This window comes from Pseudomonas sp. NPDC087690 (assembly GCF_044743175.1).
Lineage (GTDB): Bacteria > Pseudomonadota > Gammaproteobacteria > Pseudomonadales > Pseudomonadaceae > Aquipseudomonas.
The window spans coordinates 83,469-109,459 of the sequence record NZ_JBIUVX010000005.1; the positions used below are offsets into that span (position 1 = coordinate 83,469).

23 protein-coding genes are annotated in these 25,991 nt (G+C 60.3%); 12 read left to right on the forward strand and 11 right to left on the reverse strand.

Going from position 1 to position 25,991, the window contains the following annotated elements; genetic code table 11:
• Positions 1 to 219: 219 nt before the first annotated feature.
• The 3 genes from fecA to ACIPIZ_RS09750 form a co-directional block, all read right to left on the reverse strand.
• Entirely contained in the window at positions 220 to 2,553 is a 2,334-nt protein-coding gene (gene fecA / locus ACIPIZ_RS09740; RefSeq protein ID WP_401165112.1) for a TonB-dependent Fe(3+) dicitrate receptor FecA, read from the reverse strand.
• Positions 2,554 to 2,732: 179 nt separating this feature from the next.
• A complete protein-coding gene (locus ACIPIZ_RS09745; RefSeq protein ID WP_401165113.1) occupies positions 2,733 to 3,665 on the reverse strand; it encodes a FecR domain-containing protein in 933 nt (310 codons plus the stop codon).
• A complete protein-coding gene (locus ACIPIZ_RS09750; RefSeq protein WP_122662318.1) occupies positions 3,662 to 4,150 on the reverse strand; it encodes a sigma-70 family RNA polymerase sigma factor in 489 nt (162 codons plus the stop codon). The genes ACIPIZ_RS09745 and ACIPIZ_RS09750 overlap by 4 nt, the downstream gene beginning before the upstream one ends.
• Before the next feature lie 188 nt (positions 4,151 to 4,338).
• Between ACIPIZ_RS09750 and ACIPIZ_RS09755 the strand changes: the two genes are divergently transcribed.
• The 6 genes from ACIPIZ_RS09755 (at position 4,339) to ACIPIZ_RS09780 (ending at position 10,743) form a co-directional block, all read left to right on the forward strand.
• Positions 4,339 to 4,644, forward strand: coding sequence for a DUF3649 domain-containing protein (locus ACIPIZ_RS09755; protein ID WP_016986986.1), 306 nt, complete (start codon positions 4,339 to 4,341; stop codon positions 4,642 to 4,644).
• Entirely contained in the window at positions 4,641 to 6,227 is a 1,587-nt protein-coding gene (locus ACIPIZ_RS09760; RefSeq protein WP_401165116.1) for a PepSY-associated TM helix domain-containing protein, read from the forward strand. Before ACIPIZ_RS09755 ends, ACIPIZ_RS09760 begins: the two co-directional genes overlap by 4 nt.
• Complete coding sequence (locus ACIPIZ_RS09765) at positions 6,227 to 6,553, forward strand: DUF3325 domain-containing protein (RefSeq protein WP_105705547.1); 327 nt, start codon at positions 6,227 to 6,229, stop codon at positions 6,551 to 6,553. Before ACIPIZ_RS09760 ends, ACIPIZ_RS09765 begins: the two co-directional genes overlap by 1 nt.
• Before the next feature lies 1 nt (position 6,554).
• Positions 6,555 to 7,121 carry an RNA polymerase sigma factor gene (locus tag ACIPIZ_RS09770; protein ID WP_105705549.1) on the forward strand — a complete coding sequence of 189 codons (567 nt, stop codon included), beginning with the start codon at positions 6,555 to 6,557 and terminating at the stop codon, positions 7,119 to 7,121.
• A complete protein-coding gene (locus ACIPIZ_RS09775) occupies positions 7,118 to 8,107 on the forward strand; it encodes a FecR family protein (protein ID WP_401165118.1) in 990 nt (329 codons plus the stop codon). The genes ACIPIZ_RS09770 and ACIPIZ_RS09775 overlap by 4 nt, the downstream gene beginning before the upstream one ends.
• A 206-nt stretch (positions 8,108 to 8,313) precedes the next feature.
• Complete coding sequence (locus tag ACIPIZ_RS09780; protein ID WP_401165119.1) at positions 8,314 to 10,743, forward strand: TonB-dependent siderophore receptor; 2,430 nt, start codon at positions 8,314 to 8,316, stop codon at positions 10,741 to 10,743.
• A gap of 214 nt (positions 10,744 to 10,957) precedes the next feature.
• Here ACIPIZ_RS09780 and ACIPIZ_RS09785 read toward each other — a convergent pair whose 3' ends face one another.
• Positions 10,958 to 11,833: an AraC family transcriptional regulator gene (locus tag ACIPIZ_RS09785; protein ID WP_122662310.1), complete on the reverse strand. Its 876-nt coding sequence runs from the start codon at positions 11,831 to 11,833 to the stop codon at positions 10,958 to 10,960.
• 139 nt (positions 11,834 to 11,972) lie between these two features.
• Here ACIPIZ_RS09785 and ACIPIZ_RS09790 point away from each other — a divergent pair, with 139 nt between their 5' ends.
• Positions 11,973 to 12,875: a DMT family transporter gene (locus ACIPIZ_RS09790; RefSeq protein WP_064387943.1), complete on the forward strand. Its 903-nt coding sequence runs from the start codon at positions 11,973 to 11,975 to the stop codon at positions 12,873 to 12,875.
• 27 nt (positions 12,876 to 12,902) lie between these two features.
• On the opposite strand, the gene ACIPIZ_RS09795 is transcribed toward ACIPIZ_RS09790, so the two are convergent.
• The 4 genes from ACIPIZ_RS09795 to ACIPIZ_RS09810 form a co-directional block, all read right to left on the reverse strand.
• Entirely contained in the window at positions 12,903 to 13,412 is a 510-nt protein-coding gene (locus ACIPIZ_RS09795; protein WP_064387942.1) for a DUF2165 family protein, read from the reverse strand.
• Positions 13,413 to 13,567: 155 nt separating this feature from the next.
• On the reverse strand, positions 13,568 to 14,542 hold the full coding sequence (locus ACIPIZ_RS09800; protein ID WP_401165121.1) for a 2-hydroxyacid dehydrogenase: 975 nt from the start codon (positions 14,540 to 14,542) through the stop codon (positions 13,568 to 13,570).
• Positions 14,543 to 15,388: 846 nt separating this feature from the next.
• Positions 15,389 to 15,763, reverse strand: a complete 375-nt coding sequence (locus ACIPIZ_RS09805) for a DUF6124 family protein (RefSeq protein ID WP_401165123.1) — start codon at positions 15,761 to 15,763, stop codon at positions 15,389 to 15,391.
• 259 nt (positions 15,764 to 16,022) lie between these two features.
• Positions 16,023 to 16,991: a LysR family transcriptional regulator gene (locus tag ACIPIZ_RS09810; protein WP_007914118.1), complete on the reverse strand. Its 969-nt coding sequence runs from the start codon at positions 16,989 to 16,991 to the stop codon at positions 16,023 to 16,025.
• Positions 16,992 to 17,284: 293 nt separating this feature from the next.
• On the opposite strand from ACIPIZ_RS09810, the gene ACIPIZ_RS09815 reads away from it, so the two are divergent.
• The 4 genes from ACIPIZ_RS09815 (at position 17,285) to ACIPIZ_RS09830 (ending at position 22,184) form a co-directional block, all read left to right on the forward strand.
• The gene (locus ACIPIZ_RS09815) at positions 17,285 to 18,784 is read left to right on the forward strand and encodes an efflux transporter outer membrane subunit (RefSeq protein WP_401165125.1); all 1,500 of its coding nucleotides are present in this window, start codon (positions 17,285 to 17,287) and stop codon (positions 18,782 to 18,784) included.
• A 140-nt stretch (positions 18,785 to 18,924) separates the two neighbouring features.
• Positions 18,925 to 21,117, forward strand: a complete 2,193-nt coding sequence (locus ACIPIZ_RS09820; protein WP_401165127.1) for an FUSC family protein — start codon at positions 18,925 to 18,927, stop codon at positions 21,115 to 21,117.
• A complete protein-coding gene (locus tag ACIPIZ_RS09825; protein WP_007914106.1) occupies positions 21,107 to 21,307 on the forward strand; it encodes a DUF1656 domain-containing protein in 201 nt (66 codons plus the stop codon). Before ACIPIZ_RS09820 ends, ACIPIZ_RS09825 begins: the two co-directional genes overlap by 11 nt.
• Before the next feature lie 10 nt (positions 21,308 to 21,317).
• Positions 21,318 to 22,184 carry an HlyD family secretion protein gene (locus ACIPIZ_RS09830; RefSeq protein WP_064393321.1) on the forward strand — a complete coding sequence of 289 codons (867 nt, stop codon included), beginning with the start codon at positions 21,318 to 21,320 and terminating at the stop codon, positions 22,182 to 22,184.
• A 114-nt stretch (positions 22,185 to 22,298) separates the two neighbouring features.
• Here the strand turns inward: ACIPIZ_RS09830 and ACIPIZ_RS09835 are convergent, their stop codons facing one another.
• Both ACIPIZ_RS09835 and ACIPIZ_RS09840 read right to left on the reverse strand, forming a co-directional pair.
• Positions 22,299 to 22,697, reverse strand: coding sequence for a hypothetical protein (locus ACIPIZ_RS09835; protein ID WP_064393320.1), 399 nt, complete (start codon positions 22,695 to 22,697; stop codon positions 22,299 to 22,301).
• On the reverse strand, positions 22,694 to 24,064 hold the full coding sequence (locus ACIPIZ_RS09840) for an MFS transporter (protein WP_122853515.1): 1,371 nt from the start codon (positions 24,062 to 24,064) through the stop codon (positions 22,694 to 22,696). The genes ACIPIZ_RS09835 and ACIPIZ_RS09840 overlap by 4 nt, the downstream gene beginning before the upstream one ends.
• 110 nt (positions 24,065 to 24,174) lie before the next feature.
• Here ACIPIZ_RS09840 and ACIPIZ_RS09845 point away from each other — a divergent pair, with 110 nt between their 5' ends.
• Positions 24,175 to 25,056: a LysR family transcriptional regulator gene (locus tag ACIPIZ_RS09845; RefSeq protein ID WP_064393318.1), complete on the forward strand. Its 882-nt coding sequence runs from the start codon at positions 24,175 to 24,177 to the stop codon at positions 25,054 to 25,056.
• Positions 25,057 to 25,162: 106 nt separating this feature from the next.
• Here the strand turns inward: ACIPIZ_RS09845 and ACIPIZ_RS09850 are convergent, their stop codons facing one another.
• The gene (locus ACIPIZ_RS09850; protein WP_253480119.1) at positions 25,163 to 25,987 is read right to left on the reverse strand and encodes an SDR family oxidoreductase; all 825 of its coding nucleotides are present in this window, start codon (positions 25,985 to 25,987) and stop codon (positions 25,163 to 25,165) included.
• Between the last annotated feature and the right edge of the window lie 4 nt (positions 25,988 to 25,991).

A 25,991-nucleotide genomic window follows, 5' to 3' on the forward strand; every position in this document is an offset into this window, starting at 1 on the left:
GGCCGACCGAGGTGTCTTGCGGGGTACATCGACCTGAAGACCGAGTCGATTATAGATTCGGCAAAGCGGTTTCAGGTCGAGTCGATTATGGATTCGGCACAGCACGTTCAGGTCGGCGTAGCTCGCAAGCATCCCCCAATCAGTCCCCTCTCCCTCTGGGCGGTCCGACGTTTCGGGAGGGCTAGGCGGGCGGCGTTCCGATGAGGGGCTTTTCAATCCTCAGAACGCCACAGAAGTCTGCACATAAACCGTCCGAGGCTCCCCCACATACTTGCCCTTGTTGTTGTCATCAAACGAACGCGTGAAGTACTGCGTGTTGAAGATGTTTTTCACCCCCACCGCGACATTCAGATCCGCCAGCTGCGGCCCGAAGTCATACCCCGCGCGGCTGCTGAACAGCATGTAACCGGGGATCTTGCCGGTGCTGCCGTCGGCGCTTTCTTTCGAAGTGTTGGCGTTGTCGGCGAACTGGTCGCTCTGGAAGCTGCTGTCGAGGTTCAACTTCCACGGCCCTTCGGTGTATCCGACGCCAAGCGTGCCTTTGTGCTTCGAAGAAAACGGCACGCGATTGCCTTTGTTCGGCCCGTCTTCGCGGATGGTCGCGTCAACGTAGGCGTAAGTGGCGTAGACATCGAAACCGGCCAGCGCCGGGCTCAAGTCATCCAGCGCGTAGTTGACGCTGGTCTCGATGCCTTGATGGCGAGTTTCGCCACGGGCGATCACCGAGTCGTTGGTCTGGTTGCTTTCGTACTGATTGTCGAAGTTGATCAGGAATACGCCAATCTCTGCCCGCAACGCGCCGTTGTCATAGCGCGTGCCGAGCTCCCAGGTGCGGGCCTTTTCCGGTTTCACTTCGCCGCTGCTCACGCGGTTGGGCATCTGGCTGTACTGCACGCTGCCGAACGAACCTTCGGTGTTGGCGTACAGGTTCCAGCTGTCGGTCAGGTGATAGAGCACGTTCAGCGCCGGCAGCGCGGTGTTGTAGTCGCCCTTGTATTTGACGTTGGTCAGGTTGTTGGTCTGCTGCGAGTCGATCATCTCGTAGCGCACGCCCGGGGTGATCGTCCATTTGCCGATGTCGATTCGGTCATCGACGAAGAACGCATTGGCCTCGGTGCCGCCGCGGGTGTCGCGGTCATTGCGGCTGTTGGTGGTCGGGTATTCATTGCTGGCGATCGGCGTGCGGTACCGCAGTTCGTGGCCGGCTTCGTTGATGTAGCGGTAGCCGACGCCGACTTCATGACTGGTCGGACCGAGGTCGAAGCCTTGGGCGAAACGGGTTTCCAGGCCGCGTACCCAATACTCGCGCGGCGACAGCGAAAGGAATGTGCCCTGATCCAGATAACCGCTGCGCAGGGTTTTGGTGAAGAACGTGTTGGCGGTGAACTCGCGGCGATCTTCCTGATAGCGATAGCCAAAGTTGAACAGGGTGCGGCGGCCCCAGAACTGATCTTTGAGGCGCGTCGATTGATAGGGATCGGCGTCGTAATCGGCGACATTCAGGCCGCCGGGCATGTCGGCCTTGCCTTCGTAATACTGGGCCATTGCGTTGAAGCTGTTGGCCTCGTCGAGCTGATATTTACCCTTGAGGATCAGGTCGTCGATCTCGGTGTCGCTGTGTTCACGCCAGTCACCGCCACGCGTGCCGGAGTAAAGCAGGGCGCCGCCGAGACCGTTGGCATTGGTGCCGCCGGCCAGCAGGTTGGCGCTGGTCTTGAAGCCGTCATGGCTCGACGATGGACTGGTTTCGGTCTGGAAGCCGCCCTTGACCGTCGGCTCATCCGGGATGGCGCGTGTCACGAAGTTGACCACGCCGCCGACGTTCTGTGGGCCATAGCGCACAGCGCCGCCGCCGCGTACGACGTCGACGGCATCCATGTTGCCCATGCTGATCGGTGCGAACGACAACTGTGGCTGACCGTAAGGTGCGAACGGCACCGGGATGCCGTCCATCAACACCGTCGAACGTGCAGCCAGACGCGGGTTCAATCCACGAATACCGAAGTTGAGTGCCATGTCGTGGCTGCCGGTGCCGTTGTTTTCCGGGGCGTTGACGCCGGGGATACGGTTGAGCACGTCGCGGGCCTGGGTCGCCCCCTGGCGTTCGAATTCTTCGCGGCGGATCACGTCACGGGCACCAGGATGTTCGAAGACGTTGATCTGCGCCGCGTCGCCGAGCCAGTCACCGACGACTTTCGAGGTGTCCAGCTCCAGCGCCGCATCGCCCGCCGATTGCAGGCTGAAGGCGTTATTGCCCTCGGCGCGTGCTTGCAGGCCGGTGCCCTCGAGCAATGCATTCAAACCTTGCTCGGGTGTGTAGCTGCCTTCCAGGCCACGGCTTTGCACGCCGCTGGTGACTTGCGAGCGAAAAGAAATCAGCACACCCGCTTCTCGGCCAAACTGGTTGAGCGCACTTTCCAGCGACGATGGCGCGATGTGATAAGCCTTGGCATCGGCGGCCAGTGCGGCAGGCATGGCACTGAAACTCAGGCTGGCGCCGAAGACGAGGTTGCGCAGGCTGCGAGCCATTGGCGTGAGGCGGGTGGGGTGCATGTCGGATGATCCTGAGAAGGTTGAATCAAGGGGGCTTTCCTTCTCTGTCACGCCAGATCCGAAAAACGGCTCATTTATTTTTCAATGATCAAAAGATCGCAGCCTTCGGCCGCTCCTACCGGAAATATGCATTCCAAATGTAGGAGCTGCCGAAGGCTGCGATCTCTTGATCTTGCTTTTTAAACCCGCGCTTCGACGGTCACCCAGTAGCGGGTGAAGCGCTTCACTTTCACCGGCAAGCTGATTTCCAGCAGATCGAGAATTCGCTCACTGTCGTCCAGCGGATACGTCCCGGAGATCAGCAGATCGGCGACTGTTTTATCGCAATTGAGCTGCCCGCGACGGTAACGGCCGAGTTCATCAAGGAAGTCGCCGAGGCGCATGTGCGCCGCGACCAGCATGCCGTCGGCCCAGGCGCCGCTGTTGGCATTCAGCGGTTTTGCTGCGCTGACGGATGTCGAGGTGAAACTCGATTCGCGCGCGACCGGCAGCAACATTGGCGCGCGTCCATTGCTGCTCAGTTCGACGCGACCGTCGAACAGCGCGACCTGCGTACGATCGGCAAACTGGCGCACGTTGAGACGTGCACCGTGGGTTTTCAGCGTGCCCTGCGCCGTGCGCACTTCGAAGGATTGCGCGGCAGTCAGGAGGATTTCGCCTTCGAGCAGACGAATCAAACGTGCCGAAGTGTTCACATCCACCGCACTGGCAGTGTTGAGCTGCAACTGATCGCCAGCACCGAGCGCCACTTTGCGCCGCTGGCCGACCGGACTGCGGTAATCGGCGAGCATTGACGGCAGCGGGTTGTGTTCGCGCACGCTCCAGGTGACGGCTGATCCGGCGCCAAGAATCAGCAGCAGCTTGAGCGCCTGACGACGGCTACCCGACTTCGGTCCGTTCAGCGCCGCATGCGCCAACGGTGAAGACACACCGCGCAAGCGCTGGTTGACCCGTTGAATGTGTTCCCATGCGCGCTGATGTTCGCTGTGTGCGTCCAGCCATTGTTGCCAGGCCTGTTGCTGACGCGGGGTGAGCGCGCCTTGCTGCATTTCCAGCAGCCAGTGCACGGCCTGTTCGGCCACTTGCGAAGAGAAATCCGGGGCGCGATTCATAGGGCGAAGTAGCAACGCATCGCCGCTTTGTTCAGATGCCGTTTGACCGTGGCCACGCAAATGCCGAGTTCCGCAGCGATCTGTGGATACGTCAGGCCATCGACCTGTGCCAGCAGAAAGGCGCGTTTGACCTGACGCGGCAAGCCGTCAAGCAATTGATCCAGCTCCATCAGGGTTTGCAAGATGATCGCTTTGTCTTCTTCCGACGGCGCGACCATCTCCGGCATCTGCGCCAGCGTGTCGAGGTAGGCGCGCTCGAGATCCTGACGGCGGTAATGATTGAACAGAACGCGCTTGGCCAACGTTGTTAGAAAGGCGCGCGGCTCGATGATCACAGGCGGCTCGCGGGCGGTCAGCAGCTTGATGAACGTGTCCTGCGCCAGGTCCGCTGCGCTGTCCGGGCAGCCGAGTTTGCGCCGCAGCCAGCCAGTCAGCCAGCTGTGATGAGCCTGATAGAGCGATTCGACGGGGTGGGCGGACGACAACGGTGAACTCCGGGCGCTTTCTTGACGCGGTAGAGAGTACGTTAGAGAACAAGAACTGTTCGCATTGTAGGGGGTGAAGCGCTCAGCCGGCAATCAGATGCTTTTGCATATGAGAATATTTATCATTAATATTGCTCGCCTAGCAGTCCGGCACATCGGCCGGACGTTTTTCGTTTCAGGGTCGAAACATGAAAGGCAAACTCGCCACACTTCCCATGTCCTACCGTCTGGCGGTCACCTCGCGAGTATTGGCGGCGGTGTTCGGCGGCTATCTGGTTGCCGCGCTGGCCAGCGTCACCCTCACATTGTGGTTGCCGTTGAGCCGCGCTGAAGCCGTGGTCACCGGCATGACCATTTCGTTTCTGGTCTATCTGGTCGCCGTACTGTGGTGTTTCGCATGCCGCACCGCATGGTCGGCGTGGGTCGGTTTGTTGGTGCCGAGCGTGATTCTGGCGACCATTTCCGGTGCTGCACGTGGATTGGGGCTGGCATGAAAGAAGGTTTCCGTCAGGCGATGGCCTGGCTGCACACCTGGACCGGATTGCTGTTCGGCTGGTTGCTGTTTGCGATTTTTCTGACCGGGACGCTGGCCTATTTCAAAGATGAAATCAGCCACTGGATGCAGCCGGAAATCCCGGCGCGCTCGGTGAGTGCCGAGACGAGCCTGACCCTGGCCCAGGATTATCTGCAGCAACATGCCGCTGGCGCCTCACGCTGGCTGATCGATATGCCTGATGCCCGCGATCCCGGGCTGACCGTGCGCTGGCAGCAAGCGCCGGCCAATCCCGGCGAGCGCGGGCGCTTCGAATCGAAAACCCTCGACGCACAAACCGGCACCGAAGTGCAGGGCCGCGCAAGCATGGGCGGCGAGTTTTTCTACCGCTTCCACTTTCAGTTGCAGATGCCTTACCCGTGGGGCCGCTGGCTGGCGACCATCGCTGCGATGGTGATGTTCGTCGCGCTGATCACCGGCATCATCACCCACAAGAAAATCTTCAAGGACTTCTTCACCTTCCGCCCGCGTAAAGGCCAGCGTTCCTGGCTCGACGGGCATAACGCCGTCGGCGTGCTGGTGCTGCCGTTTCACTTGATGATCACTTACAGCAGCCTGGTGATTTTCATGTCGATGGTCATGCCGGCGAGCATCGTCGCGTCTTACGGCAGCGACGTGCGCAAGTTCTACGACGAAGTATTTCCCGCCTCGAAGACTCCCGAGCGGGCCAACGTGAGCGCAACACTCGCGCCGATGGCGCCGCTGTTGGCCAAGGCCAGCGAGCAATGGTCGGGTGGCGCCACCGCACGCCTGTCAGTGAACAATCCGGGCGACGCCAATGCCAGCGTGGTGCTGTCACGCGCCAGTGATCGCGTGGTGCATGATTTCGGCAGCGCCGTGACCTTCAACGGCGTCACCGGCGAGCGGCTCGGCAGCACACCGGAACAACCGGTGGCGATGGCCGTCGGCGGCGCGTTCTATGGTTTGCACATGGGCCATTTCGCCGGCCCGGTTTTGCGCTGGCTGTACTTCATCTGTGGCCTGGCCGGGACGGCAATGATCGGCACCGGGCTGGTGATCTGGCTCGGCAAGCGTCAACTCAAACACGCCAAGAGCGGTGTGATGCCGTTCGAGTTGCGAATGGTGGAAGTGCTGAACATCGCCAGCATGGCCGGGCTGGTTTCGGCGGTGGCGGTGTTCTTTCTGGCCAATCGTCTGTTGCCGGTGAGCCTTGCCGGACGTGCGGATTGGGAAGTGAATGCGTTCTTCATCGCTTGGGGTTTGAGTGTGGTGCATGCGTTGTGGCGTCCGGGGCGCAAGGCCTGGATTGAACAGCTTGTGCTGGGCGCTGTACTGTTCGTCGCGGTGCCGCTTATCAATGCGCTGACCACGCCGTGGAACCTTGCTGCAACCCTGATGCAGGGCGATTGGACCTTGGCCGGTTTTGATCTGACGTGCGTCGCAACAGGTCTCTTCCTGGCGTGGGCTGCGTGGAAAATGCAGCGCGCCGCAAACACCGCCAGCGCCAAAAAGCCCCGTCGCGAAAAGGCTGCGCCGATCATCCTTGAGCAAGGGGCGAACTGATGCTTTTGCCTTTGTTGCTCACCTACGCCGGATTCACCGCGTTGTGCCTGTCGATGCCTCGGCACCACGATGAACTACTCGGGCAGAAGCCTTCTGAGCGTCGTCGTCAAGGCCTGAAAATCGGCGGATGGTTGTTGCTGTGCTTGTCGCTCGCGGCAGCGGTGAAGGCCAACGGCTTGAGCTTCGGTCTGGTCGACTGGTTCGCCGTGCTGATGCTCAGTGCGCTGGCCTTGGTGTTGCTGCTGCCGTATCGCCCGCGTTTGGCCTTGGCACTGGCCGGATTGAGCCTGTTGGCCAGTCCGGTCGCAGCCTGGGCGCAATGCTGAGGTGCTGATCGGTCTGCCGCCAGAATCGCGCGACGACGAGCCGCGTGGCGCACGTGCGCATTTTCTCCAGGTTTTTCTGTCCCAGCGTTCGCAAATGGAAGCGCTGGTGAGCCGGCGCGTCGGTTGCCGGGCGACGGCGGCGGATCTGGTGCAGGACCTGTTTCTGCGCTTCTGGCGACGGCCGCTGGTGCAGGTCGAAGAACTCAGCACCTACCTGTTGCGCTGTGCCGGCAACATTGCCATCGACCATCTGCGCAGCGAAGGCACGCGCACACGGGTCAATGAAGGCTGGCAACCGGACGAACCGCACAGCCACGGCAGCGAGCCGCAAGCCGCGCTGGAAGCGGGCAACGATTTGCGCCATGTCGAAGCGGCGTTGCGTGCGTTGCCCGAGCGTACTCGACAGATCTTTTTGCTCAATCGCATCCACGGTCGCAAGTACGCGCAAATCGCCAAAGCCATGGGCCTTTCCCAAAGTGCTGTGGAAAAACATATGATGCGCGCCCTCGAGGCCTGCAAGGCCAGCCTGCGCGAACCCGCGCCACGTCCGCCAGGGAAAGCACCGTGAAGCACACCGATTGCATCCGTCCGACGCCCGCTCAGGAGCAGGCCGCACTGGCCTGGCTGAGCCTGTTGCACGATCGTCCGAGTGCTGGCGATCAATTGACATTCAGCCAATGGCTGCGCGCCGATCCGGCCCACGCCGAGGCATACGCGCAGGCGCAAGTGCTCTGGGAATTGAGCGAAGGTCCGGCGCAGACACTGGCCGCTGAAGAGGCGTTGGCGTTGCAGGGCTATCTCGATGCGATGGCGCGCCCGCGTCGTTCGCCGCTGTTGCGTTGCTCCGCAGCGCTGGCGATGGCGGCGTGTCTGCTGTTGATGGTCAGCCTCGGTACGGGCTGGCAGCCGCAGCGTTGGGTCGAAGATCTCGGCGCGGATTACGTCTCGGCCCCCGGTGAAATTCGTACGGTGACCCTGGCCGATCAATCGCAAGTCACGCTCGATGGCGACAGCGCCATTGCCGTGGATTTCAGTCACGGCGAGCGGCATGTGCAACTGCGTCGCGGTGCCGGTTTTTTCAGCGTGACGCACACCGGTGATCCGTTTGTGGTCGAGGCCGAGCAGGGCGAGGCGCGGGTGCTCGGTACGCAATTCGAAGTGCGCCTGCAGCCACACGGCGCGCAGGTCACGGTGCTGTCCGGGCGCGTTGGGGTGAAGGCCGATCGTCAAGGCGAACAGCAGATTCTCACGGCCGGGCAGCAGGTGGCTTACGGTGACGGCGCGGCGGAAAAACTTCACGCGACGGACAGTGAGGCGCAACTGGCTTGGCGCCAGGGCTGGCTGACGTATTACAAATCGACGCTGGCCGAGGTGGTTGAAGATCTGCGGCGTTATTACCCGGGGCGGATTGTTGTGCTCAACGACGAGTTGGCGGCGCGTAAGGTCAGTGGCAGTTTTCCGAGCAAGGATCCACAGGCGGTGCTCAGTTCCCTGCAGGGAGTGATGGGGTTTGAGCAGCATCAGGTGTTGGGGCATCTGATTATTTTGCGTTGAGGCGGCTAAAGCCATCGCGAGCAGGGTCACTCCTACAGGGGAACGCATTCCAAATGTAGGAGTGAGCCTGCTCGCGATGGCGCCCGATCGAACACCACAAAAAATAATTTTCAAATGTTGGTGAGGTAAACATCTGCCCCATCCGTGTAGTGACTGAAACTGCGATCCATTCGCATCCGTAGCGGTTCTACACAGGTCATTGAGCAATGAAGTCCAGGGCAAAATCGGGTTCGGTCAAACAGTGGTTGGGCGTGTCGGCGTTGAGTTTTTCGGCATTGGCGTTGTTGCCGACGAGCATGGCGCTCGCCGCTGAAGCGGCCAGCAGTCAGACGCAAAAACAGTTCAATTTCGCCTTGGCCGCCAAACCGCTGCCCCAAGCCCTCAGCGACTTCAGTCGTGTCACCGGGCAGAGCGTGGTCTACACCGATGAAGCGCCGTACGGCCTCACTGCACCGGCGGTCAACGGCCAGATGAACGCCGAACAGGCGTTGCAGCGCCTGCTCAGCGGCTCGGGCCTGAGCTTCCGCCGCACCGACAGCCATACCTTGGCGCTGGAACCGAAACCGACTGAAGGCGCGCTGAACCTCGGCGCCACCACCATAACCTCGTTGCGCAACGACTCAATGAGCTATCAGCCACCGGAAACCAGCTCGGTGATGCGTTCCTCGGCCTCGCTGCAGGAAGTCCCGCAGACAGTCAACGTGATTGCGGCCCAGGTCATCCGCGATCAGGCCCCGCGCAATCTCGACGATGCGCTGGCCAACGTCAGTGGCATCACTCAAGGCAACACGCTCGGCAGCACGCAAGACTCGGTGATGACGCGCGGCTTCGGTGACAACCGCAACGGTTCGATCATGCGCGACGGCATGCCGATCGTGCAGGGCCGTGGCATGAACGCCACGGTCGATCGCGTCGAAGTGCTCAAGGGGCCGGCCTCGTTGCTCTATGGCATTCAGGACCCGGGCGGCGTGGTCAACATGGTCAGCAAGAAACCCGAACTGACGCCGTACAACGCGCTGACCTTGCGTGGCTCGACCTACGGCGATGGCAAGAATGGCAGTGGCGGCACCTTCGACAGCACCGGTGCACTGGGCGATACCGGTTTGGCCTATCGCATGGTGCTTGATCATGAAGACGAAGATTACTGGCGCAATTTCGGCACCCATCGCGAAACCCTGATCGCGCCGTCGCTGGCCTGGTTCGGCGAAAGCACCAAGCTGCTGTTCGCTTACGAACACCGTGAATTCCTCACGCCGTTCGACCGTGGCACGCTGATCGATCCGCGCACCAATCATCCGCTGGATATCTCGCGCGACGAGCGTCTGGACGAGCCGTTCAACGACATGGAAGGGCGTTCCGACCTCTACCATTTCGAAGCTGACCACGAACTCAACGACGACTGGAAGGCCCACTTCGGCTACAGCTGGAACCGTGAAACCTACGACGCCAGCCAGGTGCGTGTCACCGCCATCAACACCAAAAACGGCACACTGACCCGCAGCATGGACGGCACCCAAGGCGCGATCAGCACCGACCGTTTCACCACCGCCAGCCTTGAAGGCAAAGTCAACGTGCTGGGCCTGCAGCATGACCTGGTGTTCGGCGTCGACGACGAATATCGCAAGATCTACCGTGCCGACCTGATCCGCCAGAAAAGCCTGAGCACTTTCAGCTACGTCAATCCGGTGTATGGCCGTGAAGTCGAAGGCACCACCGTCAGTGCCGCCGACAGCGCGCAGACCGATGAACTGCGCAGCGATTCGATCTTCCTGCAGGACTCGATCCACCTCACCGACCAGTGGATTCTGGTCGCTGGTGGGCGCTTTCAGGAGTACGACCAGTACGCAGGCAAAGGCATGCCGTTCAAGGCCAACACCGACAGCAACGGCCAGAAGTGGGTGCCACGCGCCGGTCTGGTGTATCGCTACACCGACGCCTTGTCGTTCTACGGCAGCTACACCGAATCGTTCAAACCCAACTCGACCATCGCCCCGTTGAGCGGCAGCAGCACCGTGCTCGACGGCAGCATTGCACCGGAAGAAGCCAAGTCATGGGAGCTGGGCGCGCGCCTCGATATGCCGGGACAAATCACCGGCAACATCGCGCTGTTCGACATCAAGAAACGCAACGTGCTGGTGGCCAATTCCGAAGGCCCGACGACGATCTACAGTGCGGCCGGCGAAGTGCGCTCCCGTGGTCTGGAAATGGATCTGACCGGTCAGTTGAGCGAGCACTGGAGCATGATCGGCAGCTACGCCTACACCGATGCCGAAGTCACCGAAGACCCGGACTACAAAGGCAAGCGTTTGCAGAATGTGGCGAAGAATTCCGGTTCATTGTCGGCGGTGTATGACTTCGGCAGCGTGATCGGCGGTGATCAGCTACGCGTTGGCGCTGGCGCTCGTTATGTCGGTGAGCGTGCCGGTAACGCGGTGAATGATTTTGATCTGCCGAGCTACACCGTGGCCGATGCGTTTGCCACTTACGACACCAAGGTTGAAGGGCAGAAGGTCAAGTTTCAGCTCAATGTGAAGAACCTGTTTGATCGCACTTACTACACCTCGGCGGCGAGCCGGTTCTTCGTGTCGATGGGCGATTCGCGGCAGGTTTCGCTGTCCAGCACTTTGGAGTTTTAAGCCAAGATCAAAAACCCCTCATCGGAACGCCGCCCGCCTAACCCTCTCCCGGGGGGAGAGGGGACTGACCGGGGGATATTCCAAAGGTACACCGACTTGAACGTGATGCTTTGAATACATAATCGCTTCGGTGTTTCAGGTCGACGTATAGCGCCAGACACCTCGGTCGGCTCCCTCTCCCTCAGGGAGAGGGCTGGGGTGAGGGGAAAAGGCTTCAACGCAAAAACGCCAGCCGATATTCGCCCGGCGTCCCGCCCAGAACCTGCTTGAACCGATTAGTGAAATGACTGGCACTGGCAAACCCGCACGCCAGCGCAATCTCCCCCAACGGCAGCGAAGTGCTGCGCAACAACTCCCGCGCCCGGCTCAAGCGCCGCGCCAGCACGTATTGATGCGGTGGCAGGCCGAAGCTCGTACGGAACATCCGCGCAAAGTGGTATTCCGACAACGCACACAGTCCCGCGAGTTGACCGAGGCTGATCGGTTCGGCCAACTGACTGTCGATGAACTCCACCAATTGCCGGCGCTGATGCGGCGCCAGGCCGCCCTTTAGCCGCAAGCCCTGACGAGCACCGACCTGGCTGAGCAGCGTGTGGCTGAGCAGTTCATGGGCGAGGCTGCTGGTCAGCAAACGTTCCGCGGGCTCATCCCAGTTCAACGTCAGCAACTGGCGAAAGCGCTGCGCCTGCTGCGGGTCTTCAAGAAAGGTCTGTTCACGCAATTGCATTTCCCGTGGCTCGCGATCCAGCAGCGTGACGCAACCCAGGGCAAATTGTTCGGCGCTGAAATACAGGTGCGCGAGGCGAATATCGCCGTTGATCACCCAGCCGGACTGGTGATCCGCCGGCAGAATGCACAACTTGTCCGGCCCGCCTTTGTGCCCCGGTTGCCCGCGACGAAAGGTGCCGGTGCCGCCCGCGATATAGCAGGAAAGAGTGTGATGACTCGGCGCCTCGTATTCCTGGGCGTCATGGTGATTGGTCCACAGGGCCGCAGACAAACCGTCACCGAGTTCGGCGCTATGCACGAGACGTGCATTGGGCGAACGGTTAAGTGCCTGAAAGACTTGCAGGGTATCGATGGCGGACATGATCGTTTCTCTCCAACGCCTTGCATCCTACTCCGTAGGCGCCGCCCTGCCAGCCCGGCGGGCGACAAAAGCGCAAGATTGTGCAAGCGCAGTCTGGCAGATGCAGTCGACACTCAAGGCCTATCGAGGAGCCTCTGTCATGAATCTTTCGTTGTATCTGCTGACCGTGCTGATCTGGGGCACCACCTGGATTGCCCTGAAATGGCAACTGGGCGTGGTGGCGATTGCGGTGTCGATCGTTTATCGCTTCGGCCTCGCTGCACTGGTGCTGTTTGCATTGCTGCTGCTCAGTCGGCGTCTGCAACCGATGAACCGGCGCGGTCACCTGATCTGTGTCGCGCAGGGGTTGTGCCTGTTCTGCGTGAATTTCATGTGTTTCCTGACGGCCAGTCAGTGGATTCCCAGTGGCCTGGTAGCAGTGGTGTTTTCCACCGCGACATTGTGGAACGCGCTGAATGCGCGGGTGTTCTTCGCTCAGCGTATTGCGCGCAATGTGCTGATGGGCGGTGCGCTGGGGCTGTCTGGCCTCGGCATGTTGTTCTGGCCGGAACTGGCCGGGCATCAGGCTACCCCGCAAACCTTGTTCGGTCTCGGTCTGGCGCTGTGCGGCACGCTGTGTTTCTCGGCGGGCAACATGCTCTCGAGCCTGCAACAGAAGGCCGGCCTCAAGCCGCTGACCACCAATGCCTGGGGCATGGCCTACGGTGCTGCGATGTTATCGCTGTGGTGCCTGGTCAAAGGTATTCCGTTCGACATGGACTGGTCATCACGCTATGTCGGGGCGCTTTTGTATCTGGTGATACCGGGTTCAGTCATCGGCTTCACCGCTTATCTGACGCTGGTCGGGCGCATGGGGCCGGAACGGGCTGCCTATTGCACGGTGCTGTTCCCGGTGGTGGCACTGAACGTTTCTGCGTTTGCTGAAGGTTATCAGTGGACAGCGCCAGCACTGGCCGGCCTGGTACTGGTGATGCTGGGTAACTTATTGGTATTTCGCAAGCCTCGGCCAGCGCAACTTTCAGCGCAGGAAAAGTTAGCCTGATCGCTTTGAAGATCGAGCGCTTATTTATCACTGCTCGATCTTCAGAATGATAAAAATCATTAGCGGGAATATAAAGTCGACTATATGCCTTGCCCAGTCCTTGGCGTTCCAGATTTCCGAGTTGTCCATGTCGAACCATTCGACGCCAACGACTTGCAGGCAGAAGTAGTAAATGAATATTGCGATCAACAAGCCGATAACCGCATACTTTTTGGCTTCATGAAAAACCGCTGCCGATTGTTTTATTTTTCGGTAAAGGTGATAAGTGCCCACGAGGCAGAAACTTGTATAGAGCGCCTCCAGCGTTATGATCAGCCAGTAGATCCGGTGGTGCAGCATGGGGGAAGTGATTGCCCGATAGCGTATATTGGGGTTTTTCAGACTGGTGTCCATGCTCAGAACATGGCCGACATACTCATAATTTGAAGCATAGTCGGTAAAGTTGCTGAACATCACCAGAATTCCAAAAAAGCTTATAAGTGCCATGAGGATGACTTTACTATATCGTACTATTTCGTCGGTGCTAAGGCTGTTCAAGGTTAAATCTCTCCATAACTTATTGTCGTGAATTCGATAGTTGAGGAGAGTTTATAACGGTTGTTTCGGGTTTTGGTTCGGGTTCAATTACAAGGTGTGTGTTTCATTGTGTTTTTTAATAAAACGGGCAAGTACTGTCGTACTTGCCCGTTCTGTCATCCGCGCCAGACTTGCGGGTTGACCAGATCCTGCGGGCGTTCGCCGAGCAAGGCGCTGCGCAGGTTGGCGAGGGCACGGTTGGCCATGGCTTCGCGGGTTTCATTCGTGGCCGAGCCGATGTGCGGCAGGGTTACGGCGTTTTTCAACTGGAACAGTGGCGACTCGGCCAGCGGTTCTTTTTCGTAAACGTCCAGACCGGCACCGCGAATGCGGTTGTTTTGCAGGGCTTCGATCAGCGCGGGTTCGTCGACGACCGGGCCACGGGAGATGTTGACGAGGATGGCGCTTGGTTTCATCAAGGCCAATTCGCGGTGGCTGATGAGGTGGCGGGTTTTGTCGCTGAGTGGCACGACCAGGCAGACGAAGTCGGCTTCAGCCAGCAGTTGGTCGAGGCTGCGAAATTGCGCGCCGAGTTGTTGTTCAAGGTCGGTTTTGCGGCTGTTGCCGCTGTAGATGATCGGCATGTTGAAGCCGAGGTGGCCACGGCGGGCGATGGCGGCACCGATGTTGCCCATGCCGACGATGCCGAGGGTTTTGCCGTGTACGTCGCTGCCGAACAGCGGGGCGCCGACGCTGGCTTGCCATTGGCCGGCCTTGGTCCAGGCGTCGAGTTCGGCGACGCGGCGGGCGCTGCTCATGATCAGTGCAAAGGCCAGATCAGCGGTGCTTTCGGTGAGGACGTCGGGGGTGTTGGTGAGCATGATGCCGCGGTGGTTGAAGTAGTCGAGGTCGTAGTTGTCGTAGCCGACGGAGACGCTTGAGACCACTTCGAGTTTGGTCGCGGTTTCGAGTTGGGCCTGGCCGAGTTTGCGGCCGACGCCGATGAGGCCGTGGGCGTGGGGCAGGGCTTCGTTGAATTGGGCGTTGATGTCGCCGGTTTTTGGGTTGGGGACGATGACGTCGAACTCTTGTTGCAGGCGTTCGATCATTGGCGGGGTGATGCGGCTGAAGGCCAGGACAGTTTTTTTCATTGGTTTTGGCTCGTTGTCGGGCTTGATGCCAAGCAAGCTAACATTTTTGCCTTGGGGATGTCTTGGCGGCCTTTGGGCCGGCCATGTTCTTGGGGTTTTGGGTGTATATCCGTTTTTTTTGGGGTTGCGACTGGCGGTTTCGCCCTTACGGCGAGTCACCTTTTCCAAACGCCGAAAAGGTAACCGAAAAGGCTTTGCTCCTGCGTTCGGCCCGCTCGCTGGGGCTCGGGGTTCCTTCGCTCCGGGATCGATCCGGGGGGCAGCGCCTACGGTTTGCTTCGCTGCACCTCCTCTCGCTGTGTTTGGCTGCGCCAAACGGTCGCTGCGCTCCCACCCCCGGATCAATCCCTCCACTCAGCCTTCCGACGTCGCTCGTGGATCAAGATCAAAAGCTTTGTCGAGCTTGCGCTCATCCTGTGTAGGAGCTGCCGCAGGCTGCGATCCTTTGATCTTGCTTGTGCTTTTTGTAGGAGTAGAGCTTGCTCGCGAAGGCGGCCTGACAGCCGACCCATTTCTTTCAGACCGCACACAATTCCTGTGGGAGCCTGGCTTGCCAGCGATGGCGGCCTGACAGCCGCCCCATTTCTTTCAGACCGCACACAATTCCTGTGGGAGCCTGGCTTGCCAGCGATGGCGGCCTGACAGCCGCCCCATTTCTTTCAGACCGCACTCAATCCCTGTGGGAGCTTGGCTTGCCAGCGATGGCGGCCTGACAGCCGACCAGTTCCTGCCAGATGTACTCAATCCAACTGTAGGAGTGAGCCTGCTCGCGATAGCGGTGTGTCAGACGCCGTAAATATTGAGTGTGCTGACGTCTTCGCGAGCAGGCTCGCTCCCACAGGGGAATCAGTTGTGGGTTGGGGGTTGGGCTATTTCGTGGTTATCCAGCACTCGATTCACCGCCAGTTCAGCCAGCATGATGATCTGCTGGATCGCCAGGATCGTCCGTCGTTGCGGCAGGTCGATGTAGGCGGCGATGTCGCTGGTCATGAGGCTGGCCTGTGCCAGGGATTCGCAGGCGTGGACCAGCAGGCTTTCGCTGTCCTGTTCCGGGGCGACCTGGAACATGGTGCTGGGTTTGTGGAAGCGCAGGGTGAGGGCGTTGGGTTTGAGGTAGTGGTCGAGGGCGCGTTCGGCGGCTTCGTGGAATCTTTTTGAGCCGGGGAATTCGTAGGGGGTGGTATCTTCGTTTGCAGATGGATTTTGAGCAGGATTGAGCACGGTGAAACTCCTTGAAGTGCTCCATTCATAATTCGGACGACCAAGCCCGGTCGCTGATTCGTCAGCGACACCCAAAGCCTATCCACCTCACTTCCGACAGACAACCGACGCGACCTGTCGGAAACATCCGCGAAATCCTCAATCTGTAGGAGCTGCCGTAGGCTCGGGCCGCGTTCGGACGATCTTTTGATTTTTAAACGGCAAGATCAAAAGATCGCAGCCTGCGGCAGCTCCTACAGGGGCGTGGTGTGTTTAAACGTCAGTTGGCGACTCGGGCGCCGGCGAGGCTGCCGCTGAGTTCGTAGGCGGCCAATTCGGCTTGATGCGCCGCAAGAATTTCCGGCAACGACCCACGCAAATACTCAACCCACGTCTTGATCTTCGCATCCAGATATTGCCGCGAAGGGTAGATCGCATACAGGTTCAGTTCTTGCGAGCGGTAGTTCGGCATCACCCGCACCAGTGTGCCGTTGCGCAAACCTTCGATCGCCGCATACACCGGCAACACGCCCACGCCCATGCCGCTGGTGATCGCGGTTTTCATCGCATCGGCGGAGTTCACCAGAAACGGCGAACTGTTGATGGTGACCATTTCCTGGCCTTCCGGGCCGTCGAAGGCCCACTTCTCCAACGGAATCACCGGGCTGACCAGGCGCAGGCAGGCGTGGTTGAGCAGGTCGCTGGGCTTTTGCGCGGCGCCGTTGGCTTTCACGTACGCGGGGGAGGCGCAGACGATGCTGTAGGTGATGCCCAGGCGTTGCGAGACGAAGCCCGAGTCCGGCAATTCGCTGGCGAGCACGATGGACACGTCGTAGCCCTCGTCGAGCAGGTCCGGCACGCGGTTGGCCAGGGTCAGGTCGAAGGTCACATCCGGGTGAGTCTTGCGGTAGCGGGCGATGGCGTCGATGACGAAGTGCTGGCCGATGCCGGTCATGGTGTGCACTTTCAATTGCCCGGCCGGGCGCGCGTGGGCGTCGCTGGCTTCGGCTTCGGCCTCTTCGACGTAGGCGAGGATCTGTTCGCAGCGCAGCAGGTAGCGTTTGCCCGCTTCGGTGAGGGCGATGCGCCGCGTGGTGCGGTTGAGCAAGCGGGTTTGCAGGTGGGCTTCCAGGTTGGAGACCGCGCGCGAGACGTTGGCGGTGGTGGTGTCGAGTTGCACGGCGGCGGCAGTGAAGCTGCCGGCTTCGGCGACACAACTGAAGGCGCGCATGTTTTGCAAAGTGTCCATGGGGTGCTCTCAAGGGAGATGGCAAATTGTGACACGAAGTTTCAGGGGCGAGACCCCCGACCAAGGGATTATCTCGTTAACCGTAACAAAGATTCACAGAAATCCCAGCTTATCGCCATTGAGGGCGCCCCCTAGAATTGCGCCGATTCCTGTAGGAGCTGCCGAAGGCTGCGATCTTTTGATTTTGTTTTAAGGGAATCAAGATCAAAAGATCGTCCGAACGCGGCCCGAGCCTGCGGCAGCTCCTACAGAGAACACGCCCCGCCTTATCCTCTTCTCAGGAATTCGCAGCTGTGCCGCGTCGCATCAACAGAGCGCTTTTGCCGCTCAGTGTTCTGGCTTTTACCCTGGGTCTTGGCGGCTGCATCTCAACGGACGGAATTGCCCCGCAGGGCAACGCGTTGGACGCCAATACACTGGCCACCGACGACGCCATCGCCCACGCCGCCCGTGACGCCAACTGGCCCACCGCGCAATGGTGGCAAGCCTACGGCGACCCGCAACTCAACCGCTGGATCGACCTCGCCGTGCAAGGCAGCCCGACCATGGCCATGGCCGCCGCGCGGGTGCGTCAGGCCAAAGCCCTGGCCGGCGTTACCGAAGCGGCGGAGTCGTTGCAGATCAATGGCGAGTCGACCCTAAAACGACACAACTGGCCGACCGATCAGTTCTACGGTCCGGGCGAGCTGGCCAACACCACCACCTGGGACAACAACGCGGCACTGGGTTTCAGCTACGCCCTCGACCTCTGGGGCCGCGAAAGCAATAGCAGCGAGCGGGCGGTGGATCTGGCGCACATGAGCGCCGCCGAGGCGCGGCTGGCGCAGCTGGAATTGCAGAACAACATCGTTCGCGCCTACATCGAACTGTCGCTGCATTACGCGCAGCGCGACATTGTTGACGCGACGCTCAAGCAGCAACAGCAGATTCTCGATCTGGCGCAGAAGCGTTTGAACGGCGGGATCGGCACGCACTTCGAAGTCAGCCAGGCCGAGACGCCGCTGCCGGAAACCCATCGGCAAATCGATGCGCTGGACGAAGAGATTGCCCTCAGTCGCAATCAGTTGGCAGCGTTAGCCGGTAAAGGGCCGGGCGAGGGCGCGCAGTTGCAGCGCCCGACACTGTCTCTCGGCGCTGCGCTGAAACTGCCGTCGGCATTGCCCGCCGAACTGCTCGGCCAGCGTCCGGACGTGGTCGCCAGTCGCTGGCAAGTCGCGGCACAGGCTCGCGGGATCGATGTGGCGCACGCCGGGTTTTATCCCAACGTCGATCTGGTCGGCAGCCTCGGTTACATGGCCACCGGCGGAGGCGCGCTGGAGTTTTTGACCGGCAAGAAACTCAACTACAACGTCGGCCCGGCGATCTCGCTGCCGATCTTCGACGGTGGCCGACTGCGTGCCGAATTGGGTGAAGCCTCCGCCAGTTACGACATCGCCGTGGCGCATTACAACCAGACGCTGGTGAATGCACTGAAGAACATCTCGGATCAGTTGATCCGCCGCGAGTCGATGGACAAGCAGCAAGGCTTCGCTGCCGAGTCGGTGGCCACGGCGCAGAAGACCTACGACATCGCGATGATCGCGTATCAGCGCGGCCTCACCGATTACCTCAACGTACTCAATGCGCAGACGTTGCTGTTCAAGCAGCAGCAAGTGCAGCAGCAGGTGCAGGCGGCGCGGTTGAGTGCGCATGCGGAGTTGGTGACTGCGCTGGGCGGGGGCCTTGGTGCCGGCAACGACGTACCGTCGGCCGAGAAAACCCAAGCGCCGAAAACCCCGGCCCTCCTACGTTGAACACACAACCCATTGTAGGAGTGAGCCTGCTCGCGATAGCGGTGCATCAGTCGACAGAAATGTTGAATGTGAAATGGCTATCGCGAGCAGGCTCACTCCTACAGGGACCGCGTCTTGCCTGAATCCATGAGCACAATTAAATGACTCCCTTGCCCGCACCTCTGCGCTGGCTCTACTCCCTGGAATGGCGCCGTGGTTTCTTCGACTGGGCGCGCAGCGATGGCGTGACCTGGGTCTACATCTTCAAGGTGTTGCTCGCCGCATTCCTCACGCTGTGGCTGGCCATGCGCCTGGAATTGCCGCAGCCGCGCACGGCGATGATCACCGTGTTCATCGTCATGCAGCCGCAAAGCGGCCAGGTGTTCGCCAAGAGTTTCTATCGCTTCCTCGGGACGCTGGCCGGGTCGGCGATGATGGTCGCGCTGATTGCGTTATTCGCGCAGAACACCGAACTGTTCCTCGGTTCGTTGGCGATCTGGGTCGGCATATGCTCGGCCGGTGCCGCGCGCTGCCGTAACTTCCGCGCCTACGGTTTTGTCCTCGCCGGTTATACGGCAGCGATGGTCGGCTTGCCCGCACTGGCGCACCCGGACGGCGCATTCATGGCGGCGGTGTGGCGGGTACTGGAGATCTCGCTGGGTATTCTCTGCTCGACCCTGGTCAGCGCCGCGATCCTCCCGCAAACCGCCAGCGCCGCCATGCGCAACGCCTTGTATCAGCGCTTCGGCGTGTTTGCGCTGTTCGTCACCGATGGCCTGCGCGGGCGCAGTAAAGCCGAGTCTTTCGAGGCGAGCAACGTGCGCTTCATCGCCGAAGCGGTGGGCCTTGAAGGCTTGCGCAGTGTGACCGTTTTCGAAGACCCGCACATGCGCCGACGCAACGGTCGCCTGAGCCGTTTGAACAGCGAATTCATGGGCATCACCACGCGCTTCAACGCCCTGCATCAGTTGCTTGAACGCCTGCGCGTCAACGGCGAAGAGCACGTTGTCGCGGCGATCAGACCGGGCCTGCAGGATCTCGCCGAAGTGCTCGACGGCTTCAGCGGCCGCGCCCTGACCAGCCCCGATGCCGCTCGTTTGGCGACAGCGCTGGCGAGCTACAAAGAAGGCCTGCCGACGCGTGTGCGAACCCTTCGCGGGATCTTTCAGGACACCGATCCAAGTGAAGCCGAACAACTGGATTTCCACACCGCGTACGAATTGCTCTATCGCTTCGTCGACGACCTGCACAGTTATGCACAGACTCACGCCTCATTGGCCGATCACCGCCACGAACGCGAGCGCTGGGACGAGCCCTTTACTCCGCAAACCAACTGGTGGGCCGCCGCTGCCTCGGGCATTCGCGCCTCGTTCATTCTAGTAGTGTTGGGCAGTTATTGGGTTGCCACCGCATGGCCAAGTGGCGCGACCATGACCCTGATCGCCGCCGCCACCGTGGGCCTCTCCGCCGCTACGCCGAACCCGAAACGCATGGCATTTCAAATGGCCTGCGGCACCTTCCTCGGCGCATTGATCGGCTTCGTCGAGATGTTTTTCATCTTCCCGTGGATCGACGGTTTCCCTTTGCTTTGCGTGATGCTCGCGCCAGTGATCGTGCTCGGCTCGTTCCTCACCTCGCGGCCGCAATACGCCGGGGTCGGCCTCGGTTTGCTGATCTTCTTCAGTACCGGTTCAGTGCCGGACAACCTGACCATTTACAACCCCTACACCTTTATCAACGACTACATCGCCATGGTCATGGGCATGCTCGTTTGCGCGGCAGCCGGGGCAATTATTTTGCCGCCGAACAGCCGCTGGCTGTGGAAACGTCTGGAGCAGGATCTGCGCGGGCAAGTGGTCTACGCGATCAGCGGCAAACTCAAAGGCCTGGCCTCGAGTTTCGAGAGCCGCACCCGCGATTTGCTGCATCAGGCCTACGGTCTCGCGGCGGGTGAGCCGAAGGTGCAAAAGAACCTGCTGCGCTGGATGTTCGTGGTGCTCGAAGTCGGCCACGCGATCATCGAGTTGCGCAAGGAGCAGGCGATCCTGCCGGTGCACCCGGCCTATGCCGAAACGCAGCCGTGGCGCCAGGCAATTCGCGTGATGGGTCGCGCGCTGGTGCGATTGTTCCTGCAACCGAACTCCAGCAATCTCGAACGCGCACTGGTCGCGGTCGACCATGCGATCAGTCGTGTAGCGGCCACTGACGAACCGTTTGCGCCGCACTTCGATACCTCGGCGTTGCGCCGGGTGAAGAGCTATCTGCACTTTATCCGCACCTCGCTGCTCGACCCGCAATCACCGCTCGCCGCGTTCGCCCCCGCCAAGCCCGAAGGACTTGCCCATGCCTCGTGAAATCGCCTTCCACGGCGTGTACATGCCGACCATGACCCTGATGTTTTTCATCGCTGCGGCACTGGCCTGGGCGGTGGACCGGTTTTTGTCCGGTTTCGATTTGTACCGTTTTTTCTGGCACCCGGCGCTGCTGCGTCTGAGTCTGTTCACCTGTCTGTTCGGCGCGATGGCGCTGACTGTCTACCGTTGAGAACGTCCCGATGAAAAAGTTTTTCAGCCTGCTCGCGACCCTGCTGGTGCTGGCCCTGGCATTGTGGATCGGCCGCACGTTGTGGGAGCACTACATGAACACGCCGTGGACCCGCGATGGCCGCGTGCGTGCCGATATCATCAACGTCGCCGCCGACGTTACCGGCGAAGTGATCGATGTGCCGGTGCGCGACAACCAACTGGTGAAGAAAGGCGATTTGCTCATGCAGATCGACCCCGAGCATTACCGCATTGCGGTCAAGCAGGCGCAGTCGCTGGTCGCTTCGCGCAAGTCGACGTGGGAGATGCGCAAGGTCAACGCCCATCGCCGCGCCGACCTCGACAACCTGGTGATCTCCAAGGAAAACCGCGACGACGCCAGCAACATCGCCGACGCCGCCCTGGCCGATTACCAACACGCGCAGGCGCAACTTGAGGCCGCCGAACTCAATCTCAAACGCACCGAAGTGCGCGCCGCCGTCGACGGTTATGTGACCAACCTCAACGTGCATCGCGGTGACTATGCGCGCATCGGCGAAGCGAAAATGGCCGTGGTCGACATGAACTCGTTCTGGGTTTACGGCTTCTTCGAAGAAACCAAACTGCCCCACGTGAAAGTCGGCGACAAAGCCGACATGCAGTTGATGAGCGGCGAAGTGCTCAAGGGCCATGTGGAAAGTATTTCCCGTGGCATCTACGACCGCGACAACCCGGAAAGCCGTGAGTTGATCGCCGATGTGAATCCCACCTTTAACTGGGTTCGGTTAGCGCAGCGCGTGCCGGTGCGCATTCACATCGATGAAGTGCCGGAGGGTGTGCTGTTGGCGGCGGGGATTACCTGTACGGTGGTGGTGAGTCAGGAATCTGTTGATAACTGATAGATCGCGTCGTCTGCATCGCGAGCAGGCTCACTCCTACACACCGAAGATCCCTGTAGGAGTGAACCTGCTCGCGATAAGAGCGACCCGGTATTTCAGACCAATACCGAACCATCACTCAGCGCAAAACGTCTCCTGCAAATGCCGCCAGACCACCCGCCCGGCGGCGGTCTGTTCAAACACCACCGTCGAACGCCGATCCGTATTCAATCCACTCGCGTCCGTCTGCTGCTCGCGGTAACTCACCGTCGCACCGCGCTCGTGTAATGCAATCCCGCAGAGTTCGCTGAGCTCAATTTTGAACCCGCGCTTCTTACCTCCAGCCATCTGAAACAAGCCGCTCAACACCTCGAAATCCAACACCCGGCCGAGCGGCGAAACCATGGAGAACTCAGGCGAAAATCGCGCTAGCAGTCGCTCCAGCTCAGCGTCGTCTCCCTCCACGGCAAACCATCGCTCGATGGCTTCGTGTGCCTGAATCACTTCCTCAAAATATTCGCTGTAGTCAGTCATGTAGATTTTTCCTTGGGTAATTGTGAAGTCAGCAGCGCGAGCACTGCCGTCGAATCGAACCGCAAAACACTGACCATCGGCAGCAACGTGAGCAGCGCAGCGGCCAGGAAGCAGTAGCGAAAACCCTCACCACCCAAAGCCCCCAACAAGGAGCTGAGCAACGCCGCGCCGAGGCAGAAACCGAGCTGACGATTGATGTTCCACAAGGCACTGGAGTGGCCCATTTTTTCTGGTGTGATACCGACAAACGCCAATGTCTGCGCGCTGACGCTGCACAGGCTGCCGCCCAGGCCCATCAGGGCGTAGGCGATGATCAGCGGCGTGCTGGCGGGTTGTTCGATGCGCATCAGCAAGACGATACCGAGGCATTGCAAAAGCATGCCGGCACTCAGCAACGGCTTGGGCCCGACTCGGTTGAAGCTGCGTTTTCCGAGCAGGATCGCCACGCCCGAACCCACTGCCCATGGCAGCATCAACGCCCCGATTTGCGCTGCACCTAAGCCAAGGTTGTGCAGGTACAACACGGCGATCATGTGGGTGCCGGTGAAGACACCAGGCACGCACAGGTAGATCAGCATCGCCAGGCGCAAAGACGGATTCTTGATCAGTTGCAGTTCGAGGATCGCGTCGGGTTTGCGCCAGCCGTCACGCAGATAAATACACAGTGCCAAGAAGCTGAGCGCGAGGGTGAAGAGGCCGGGGATGCGGGTGTCTGTTTCACTCACCAGGCTTACGGCGATTAACAATAAACTCAGCGCCGTCGCGGCCAATAGCAGGCCGCGAGCATCCAGCGTCGGGCGTTCAGTCGAAGGCTGATCGGGTTTCAACCAGAACAGGCCAAGGCCAAAAGCGAGCAGCGCCACCGGCAAATTCAGGTAGAAAATCCACCGCCAGGACAACGCCTGAACAATCAATCCGCCCGCTGCCGGCGACAGTGCCGGCACCATCAGCGCCACCAGCAACACCACACCGGTGAAATGCGCGCGCTGCGACGGCGCAAACTGTCGATACGCCAACGCCTGGCCGACCGGCAGCAGCAACCCGCCACCCAGCCCTTGCAACAACCGCCAACCGATCAAACTTTCAATCGAGCCCGCTTGCGCCACCAGAGCAGAGCCGAAGCCAAACAACAGCAGCGATGCGAGGATCAGTCGACGTTCACCGAATCGCGCCGCCAGCCATACGCTCAGCGGAATGATCAGCGTCAGGCCGAGCATGTAGGCATTGGTGATCCACGCCAGTTGTGTCACCGACGCTTGCATTTGTCCGGCGATGTCAGGGTAGGCAATGCTGGCGACGAACATGTTCAACAAGTCGAGGGCGAACCCCAACAGATACACCAGCGCGACTTTCGAGCGATAAGCCATGGCAGCTTCCCTGTGATGAGACGTGCAGGGTAGGGGGCTTTCAGTCATAGGAAAACGCTGGTTTGGCTGCTAGTTTGTCAAAATATTTTTGACATGGGGGTGGGCTGAATATGGTCAGTCTGGATCGTTTTGACACCTTTAAAGCCGTGGTCGAGGCCGGGTCGTTGACCGCTGCGGCCGAAACTCTGGGCCAGACGCGAGCGGTGGTGAGCTTCAATCTCAAACGGCTAGAAGAAGAGCTGGGCGTGACTTTGCTCACCCGCAATACGCGACAACTGGCGCTGACTGACGCTGGCGAACGTTTTTATCGACGCTGTTTACGTACCCTGGACGAGGCACGATTGGCGATCGAGGAAGCGCGTTCGGAGCATTCACAGCTCAAAGGCACGTTGCGCATCACCACCACGGTGGAGTTTGCCCTGGCACAGGTGGTGCCGGCGCTGGAGGTGTTTCGTCAACAGCAGCCACAGTTGAATATTCACCTGTCGACCTCCTCGACTCACGCCGATCTGATCTCCGAACGCTTCGACATGGCGATTCGCCTGGGGCGCATGCACGACTCCAATCTACGCGCGGTGCAGCTGTCGACATTCGAGGTGTTTGCGGTGGCCACGCCTGCGTTGATCGAGCGTTTTGCCCCGGTTGCCACACTGGCGACGCTGGAGTCGATGCCAACGCTGGGGCACGGACGGGTGCCGGAAATGACCGTGAGCGATCCACACGGCGTGGAGCATTTCTACCAGCCCAAACCGGGTACCACGGCTATCGTTGCGGACAACTCGGCGACGCTCAGGGCGTTTGCGTTGACCGGGCAGGGTGTGGCGATTTTGCCGCAATGGCTGATTCAGGACGATCTCGATGCGGGACGGTTACAACGGTTGTTGGCGGACTACCGTTTTGCTCAGCAAGGGGTGTATGCGCTGTATCCGGATACCCGGCATTTACCGTTGAAGGTGCGAGCGTTCATTGATTTCATGAAGGGTTGGGGCTGAGGGTATGCGTTGCCAGGCCAGGCCTCTTCGCGAGCAGGCTCACTCCCACAGGAAAACGCATTTCAAATGTGGGAGCGAGCCTGCTCGCGAAGGCGTCAACCCGGTCTCAAAGTTGCCCACCCAACCCGAACCGCTTCATCAACACCGACTCCAGCAACCCCTTCGGCAACAACGCCGCCAACAGCGGCAACGCCCGGCTGCCATTGCCAATGCGGATCAGCCGTGGGGGCGTGCTCTGTTGCACGGCTTGCAGCAACTCGGCAGCAAACTCGCTGGCCGGCGTCGGCTTATCCTGCGAGGCCTTGGCCCGGGCGCGAATGCCCTCGCGCAACGGAAACCACGGCGATTGTTCATTGATCAACTGCTCGGCCTCGTGCCCTGCATTCTTGGCAAAGCTGGACTGAATCGCCCCCGGCTGCACCTCCATCACACGAATACCGAACGGCGCCAGCTCCATGCGCAAGGCATCGGTCAAAGCATGTACGGCGGCTTTCGACGCGCAATACGCACCGGCAAACGGGGTGACCAAAACCCCGGACACACTGCCGATGTTCACCACCAGCCCCTTGGCCCGGCGCAATACCGGGAACAGTGCACGCGTGACGCCGACAATCGAAAATACATTGGTCTCGAACTGGCGTTGCATTGCCGTTACACCGCCATCGAGCAGTGGCCCCATGGCGCCATAACCGGCGTTGTTGATCAGCACATCGAGGCCGCCATGTTGCTGGTTGATCCGCTCGCCGAGTTGCTCCAGCGCCACGCTGTCATTGACGTCCAGCTGCACCGCAGTAAATCCGGCACGGCTCAGAGCTGCTACATCGTCAGCCTTGCGCGCACTGGCCCAGACTTCATAACCCGCCGCTTTGAACGCATCGGCAAGGGCGCGGCCAATGCCGCTGGAACAACCGGTAATCAACGCAACGGGCATGGCG